This is a genomic window from Pseudomonas sp. Colony2 (genome assembly GCF_019382755.1).
Lineage (GTDB): Bacteria > Pseudomonadota > Gammaproteobacteria > Pseudomonadales > Pseudomonadaceae > Aquipseudomonas.
In genome coordinates, this window is sequence record NZ_CP080030.1 from 4,041,854 (window position 1) to 4,047,729 (window position 5,876).

General features: G+C 61.7%; 5 protein-coding genes. 4 read left to right on the forward strand and 1 reads right to left on the reverse strand.

The genetic code is table 11. The features are described 5' to 3' along the window. Together JV201_RS29780 and JV201_RS15955 are read left to right on the forward strand one after the other, a co-directional pair. The coding region (locus JV201_RS29780) for a ribonucleotide-diphosphate reductase subunit beta (RefSeq protein WP_178123136.1) at nt 1–434 on the forward strand (434 nt) is incomplete at its 5' end. 52 nt (nt 435–486) lie between these two features. Further along, nucleotides 487–975 carry a DUF1289 domain-containing protein gene (locus JV201_RS15955; protein WP_003208512.1) on the forward strand — a complete coding sequence of 163 codons (489 nt, stop codon included), beginning with the start codon at nt 487–489 and terminating at the stop codon, nt 973–975. Between the two features lie 124 nt (nt 976–1,099). Here JV201_RS15955 and mdeB read toward each other — a convergent pair whose 3' ends face one another. Then, nucleotides 1,100–3,778, reverse strand: a complete 2,679-nt coding sequence (mdeB, locus tag JV201_RS15960) for an alpha-ketoglutarate dehydrogenase (protein WP_219405703.1) — start codon at nt 3,776–3,778, stop codon at nt 1,100–1,102. Between the two features lie 191 nt (nt 3,779–3,969). On the opposite strand from mdeB, the gene JV201_RS15965 reads away from it, so the two are divergent. Beyond that, on the forward strand, nt 3,970–4,896 hold the full coding sequence (locus tag JV201_RS15965) for a class I SAM-dependent methyltransferase (protein ID WP_102369233.1): 927 nt from the start codon (nt 3,970–3,972) through the stop codon (nt 4,894–4,896). 148 nt (nt 4,897–5,044) lie between these two features. After that, the gene (pcsA, locus tag JV201_RS15970) at nt 5,045–5,761 is read left to right on the forward strand and encodes a phosphatidylcholine synthase (RefSeq protein ID WP_177081608.1); all 717 of its coding nucleotides are present in this window, start codon (nt 5,045–5,047) and stop codon (nt 5,759–5,761) included. Nucleotides 5,762–5,876 lie beyond the last annotated feature (115 nt).

The following is a 5,876-nucleotide window of genomic DNA, read 5'->3' on the forward strand; positions in this document are numbered from 1 at the left end:
TGTCCATGGGCCGYCGCAACAAAATGACCGGCGTGGCAGAACAGTTCCARTACATCCTGCGGGATGAGTCGATGCACCTGAACTTCGGTATCGATGTGATCAACCAGATCAAAATCGAAAACCCGCAYTTGTGGGATGCCGAGATGAAGGAAGAAGCGACMCAGATGATCCTGCAAGGGACTCAGCTGGAGATTGAATACGCKCGYGACACCATGCCACGCGGTGTACTCGGCATGAACGCCGCGATGATGGAGGAYTACCTCAAGTTCATCGCKAACCGTCGTCTGTCGCAGATTGGGTTGAAGGAAGAGTATCCAGGGACGACTAACCCRTTCCCGTGGATGAGCGAGATCATGGACTTGAAGAAAGAGAAGAACTTCTTCGAGACCCGTGTGATCGAGTACCAGACTGGCGGCGCGCTGAGCTGGGATTGATTTAAAGCGGCCCCTTCGGGGGCCGTGTTGTTTCACCTGTCGATGTTTTTTTATGCCCAATCAAACCATCAAGACCCCCTGCGTCGGCCTGTGCTCCACCGTTTACGGAGACCTGGTATGCCGGGGCTGCAAGCGCTATCACCATGAGGTGATTCAGTGGAACGGCTACAACGCCGAGGAGAAACAGGCGGTGTGGCTGCGCCTGGAACAACTGCTGGTGCAGGTGATGACCAGCAAGCTGCAGGTCCTGGACCCGCAGCGCCTGCGCCAGCAACTGGAAGACCGCAAGATTCGCTTTGTGCCCCACCAGTCGCCGTATTGCTGGGCGTACCAGTTGATTGCCCGGGGCGCGCGGGTGATTTCGAAGTTGGATGCGTATGGGTTGGCGCTGTTGCCGGAGTTTCGCGAGCGCAATCTGGCAGATTTGCGGGATGCGATTGACCGGGAGTTTTTCCTGTTGTCCGAGGCGCATTACGAGCGGTATATCGCGCCGGGGTTTCTGCGGGAATCGTTTGGGGCGCCGTTGATAGCCAGTATTTAGACAAACACACAGAACCAGTGTGGGAGCGGGCTTGCTCGCGAAAGCGGTGTATCAGTTGCCGGATATATTGACTGAYACACCGCWTTCGCGAGCAAGCCCGCTCCCACATTTAGATCTTTGTCGCTCAGGAGGTCCAGGACGGCTCGCGATCGGTCTGCACCCCATAACGCTCTATCGCCTGCTGGCAAACCTGCCTGTCCAGACTCCCCTGCTCCACCAACGCCGTCAGCGCCGCCAGCACAATGTGATACCGGTCCACCTCAAAGAAATCCCGCAACGCCGCCCGGGTATCGCTGCGACCAAAGCCATCCGTCCCCAGCACGGTGTAAGCCGAATCCACGTATGACCCAATCATCTGCGGCACCGCCCTTACATAGTCAGATACGGCCACCACCGGCGCGCCCTTGGGCAAACACTCCGCCAGGTGGCTGCGCCGCGCCGGCTGTTGCGGATGCAGGCGGTTCCAGCGTTCCACGTCACGGGCGTCCCGGGCCAGTTCGCTGAAGCTGGTGACACTGAACACTTCAGCTTCAACCTGCCAATCCTCCGCCAACAATTGCGCCGCTGCCTGGGCTTCGCGCACCAGCGTGCCGGAGCCGAGCAACCGGACCATGCCGCCAGGCTGCCCGCTCAGCCGGTACATGCCTTTGATGATCGCCGCTTCGACGCCTTCCGGCAGGCTCGGCTGCGGGTAGTTTTCGTTCATCAGGGTCACGTAGTAGAACTCGTCCACATCGTGCTCCAGCATCTGGCGCATGCCATGGTCGAGGATCACCGCAAACTCGCCGGCAAACGCCGGGTCGTAGGCACGGCAATTGGGCACGGTGGCGGCCATCAGGTGGTTGCTGCCGTCCTGGTGCTGCAAGCCTTCGCCACCCAGGGTGGTGCGCCCGGCAGTGGCGCCCAGCAGAAAACCTCGGGCACGCTGGTCGGCGGCGGCCCAGATGAGGTCCCCCACGCGCTGGAAACCGAACATCGAGTAGTAGATGTAAAACGGCAGCATCCGCAGGCCATGCACCGAATAACTGGTGGCCGCCGCGACCCAGGAACTGATGGCGCTGGCTTCGCTGATGCCTTCTTCAAGGATCTGCCCGTCGGTGGCTTCGCGGTAGCTGAGGATCGAGCCGATGTCTTCGGGCTCGTAGCGCTGGCCGACGCTGGAATAGATGCCGATCTGCTTGAACAGGTTGGCCATGCCGAAGGTGCGCGCCTCATCGGCGACGATGGGCACGATGCGCGGGCCGAGGGCCTTGTCCTTGAGCAGATTGGTGAGCATGCGCACAAAGGCCATGGTGGTGGACATTTCCTTGCCCTCCGCCTGGGTGGCAAACGCGCCGTAGCCCGACACCGGCGGCACGCTCACGGTGGGCGCCTGCTGGCCACGGCTCGGCACATACCCGCCGAGGGTGGCGCGGCGCTGGTGCAAGTAGCGCATTTCAAGGCTGTCTTCAGCCGGTTTGTAGAAGCTCAGGGATTCGGCCTGTTCATCCGACAGCGGCAACTGGAAGCGATTGCGGAAGGCGATCAAGGCCTCGCGGTCGAGCTTCTTCTGCTGGTGGGTGGTCATCTTGCCCTGCCCGGCCTCGCCCATGCCAAAGCCCTTTTTGGTCTGGGCCAGGATCACCGTGGGTTTGCCGGCGACCCGGCGCGCCGCGTGATAGGCCGCGTGGATCTTGACCATGTCATGGCCGCCACGCTTGAGCCGGTCGATCTGCTCGTCGCTCAGGCCCTCGACCAGTTTGGACAGCGCCTCGCTCTGGCCGAAGAAATGTTCGCGGTTGTAGGCGCCGTCCTTGGCGGCGAAGGTCTGGAATTGTCCATCCACCGTCTGCGACAGGGTGCGCGCCAGCTCGCCGTCGGTGTCCTTGGCCAGCAAGGCGTCCCAGTCCGAGCCCCAGACCAGCTTGATCACGTTCCAGCCGGCACCGGCGAACAACGCCTCCAGCTCGTCGATAATTCGCCCGTTGCCACGCACCGGGCCGTCGAGCCGTTGCAGGTTGCAGTTGACCACCCAGGTCAGGTTGTCCAAGCCTTCACGGGCGGCCAGGGTCAGGGCCGACATGCTTTCCGGTTCGTCCATCTCGCCGTCGCCGAATACGCCCCATACGTGGCGGTCGGTGGTGTCCTGCAAGCCGCGGTGTTGCAGGTAGCGCATGAACCGCGCCTGGAAAATCGAGCTGATGGGGCCAATGCCCATGGACCCGGTGGGAAATTGCCAAAAGTCCGGCATCAACCACGGATGGGGATAGCTGGACAAACCTCGGGCGCCCGCCTTGCCGGCACCGATTTCCTGGCGATAGTGGGCCAGGTCGGCCTCGCTCAGGCGCCCTTCAAGGAAGGCGCGAGCATAGATGCCGGGGGCGGAATGCGGCTGGTAGAACACCAGGTCGCCGCCAAAACTGTCGCTTCGGGCCCGGAAAAAGTGGTTGAAGCCCACCTCGAACAAATCCGCCGCGCTGGCGTAGCTGGCGATATGCCCGCCCAGTTCGCCATAGGCCTGGTTGGCGCGCACTACCATGGCCAGGGCGTTCCAGCGCACCACTGAGGCCAAGCGTTCTTCGGTGGCCAGGTCGCCGGGAAACGGCGGTTGCTGCTCTACGGCGATGCTATTGATGTAGGGCGTGCCATGCCGGGGTTTCCAGGCGATGTGCGGCGCGCCGCCGGCATCCGCCAGCATGTCGAGGATCTCCCGTGCGCGCGCCGCGCCGGCGTTGGCCACCAGGGAGGCCAGGGCATCGCGCCATTCGGCCAGTTCTTCCTGGTCCATCGCTGTCTGACTCACTGCACTCGCGAAACCGTTCATGGGCACCTCCGGGCTTTTTTTCCAGTTTATGTCGGTGCCAAGGGATTTTTTGACTGTTGTGCGCCGCCTCTCGGGGTCTTTTGAGCATAAATCACTGCCAATCAGCAAATTCAGAGCACGTTGTGCTTCAACTCCCGAACACCCCGCAATTGTGTTTAAAATGCCGCCCGCTCAATGACCGACGTTGCCCGATGAACCCAGACGCACTCGCCACCCTGCACACCCATTTGCTGAACGCCCTGCAAACCGTCCCCGCCGAGACCCGGCGCCTGTTTCACGGGCGTGGCCGCTGCTGGCCGGGCCTGGAGCAACTGACAGTGGACTGGCTGCAAGGCGTGGTGCTGGTCTCGCTGTTCAAGGAGCCTGAAGCCGCGGAGCTTGAGGCCTTGAAGCAGATGCTGGTGCAGATCGACTGGCGGTCATTCGGCGCCCATACCGTGGCGCTGCAACACCGCTACCTGCCGCAAAGCACCACCGAATGGCTGCTGGGCGAGGTGGTCGACGAACTGACCATCACCGAAGGCGGCCTGCGCTACCTGATCGACCTGGGCAAAAAGCAGAACAGTGGGCTGTTCCTCGACATGCGTTACGGCCGCAACTGGGTACGCGAACAGGCTCATGGCCTGCGGGTGCTGAACCTGTTCGCCTACACCTGTGGTTTCTCCGTGGCGGCCATCGAAGGCGGCGCCGAGCATGTGGTGAACCTGGACATGGCCCGAGGCGCCCTGAGCCGTGGTCGTGACAATCACCGCCTGAACGGCCACGACCTGAGCAAGGTGACGTTCCTCGGCCACGACCTGTTCAAGTCCTGGGCCAAGGTCACCAACAGCGGCCCGTACGACCTGGTGATCATCGACCCGCCCTCGTTCCAGAAAGGCAGTTTCCTTTTGACCAAGGACTACCAGCGGGTGCTGCGTCGCCTGCCGGATTTGCTCACGGCCCAGGGTACGGTGCTGGCGTGCATGAACGACCCGGCGTTCGGCGAAGACTTCCTGATCGACGGCGTAACCCGCGAAGCGCCTGGCCTGCGCTTTGACCAGCGGCTGGAAAACCCGCCGGAATTCCCCGATATCGACCCGCAAAGCGGATTAAAGGCACTGGTGTTTCGCCAAGGCTGATGCCGAAACGTCCTGCGCTTGCTACGCTTAACCTACGCCGGGTGGTGAACCTTATCCCACCCTTCCCGGTCGATACCTGCACACTCTGGCCAGATTCGACGGTGCTACCCCGTCGGCTGCCCTGTTTCACCTTTTGGAGAACGCCCCTGTGATATCGACCCTGCATGTAGCCCGTCTCAAGGCCTGGGGCGCCCATGGTTTTACCGCCACCGGCGTAGTACTGGCCTTCCTGGCCACCCTGGCACTGCTCGACAACCAGCCCAAGGCTTGCCTGCTGTGGCTGGGCCTGGCCTTGATCGTCGATGGGGTCGACGGCTCTCTCGCGCGACGGGTGAATGTGCAAACAGTGCTGCCAAGCTTCGATGGCTCGGTATTGGACCTGGTGATTGATTACCTGACGTACGTGTTTATTCCGGCGCTGTTTATCTATCGCTATATCGCCCTGCCGGACTTCACCCCGTTGTTTACGGTGTCGGTGATTCTGGTGTCGTCGCTGTTCTGCTTCTGCAACGTCAACATGAAGAGCAAGGACAACTACTTCGTCGGCTTCCCCGCCGCATGGAACGTGGTGGCGCTGTGCGTCTATATCATCCAGCCGGAAGCCTGGGTCACCTTGCTCACCGTGATCGGCCTGGCGTTGCTGACCGTGACGCCGATGAAGTTCCTGCACCCGTTCCGGGTCAAGCGCTTCATGCCGATCAATATTGCCGTGACCACCATCTGGTTGCTGTGCAGCCTGCTGCTGGTGATCGACTTCCCGTACACCAATCGCCTGACCCTGGGCCTGTGGTTGCTGATGTCGGCGTACTTCCTGGGGATCTGCATCTGGCGGACCGCACTGGAGTGGCTCGAAACACATAAATAGCCAAGCGGGCACGGTTGAAATGTGGGAGCGGGCTTGCTCGCGAAKGCGGTGGATCAGCCACTCTATCCAGTGACTGACACTGCGCATTCGCGAGCAAGCCCGCTCCCACATTTGG

Bases quoted from the DNA above. Each gene is read 5' to 3' on its own strand.
- JV201_RS15955 (WP_003208512.1), top strand. From the start codon at position 487: ATGCCCAATCAAACCATCAAGACCCCCTGCGTCGGCCTGTGCTCCACC.
- mdeB (WP_219405703.1), bottom strand. From the start codon at position 3,778: ATGAACGGTTTCGCGAGTGCAGTGAGTCAGACAGCGATGGACCAGGAA.
- JV201_RS15965 (WP_102369233.1), top strand. From the start codon at position 3,970: ATGAACCCAGACGCACTCGCCACCCTGCACACCCATTTGCTGAACGCC.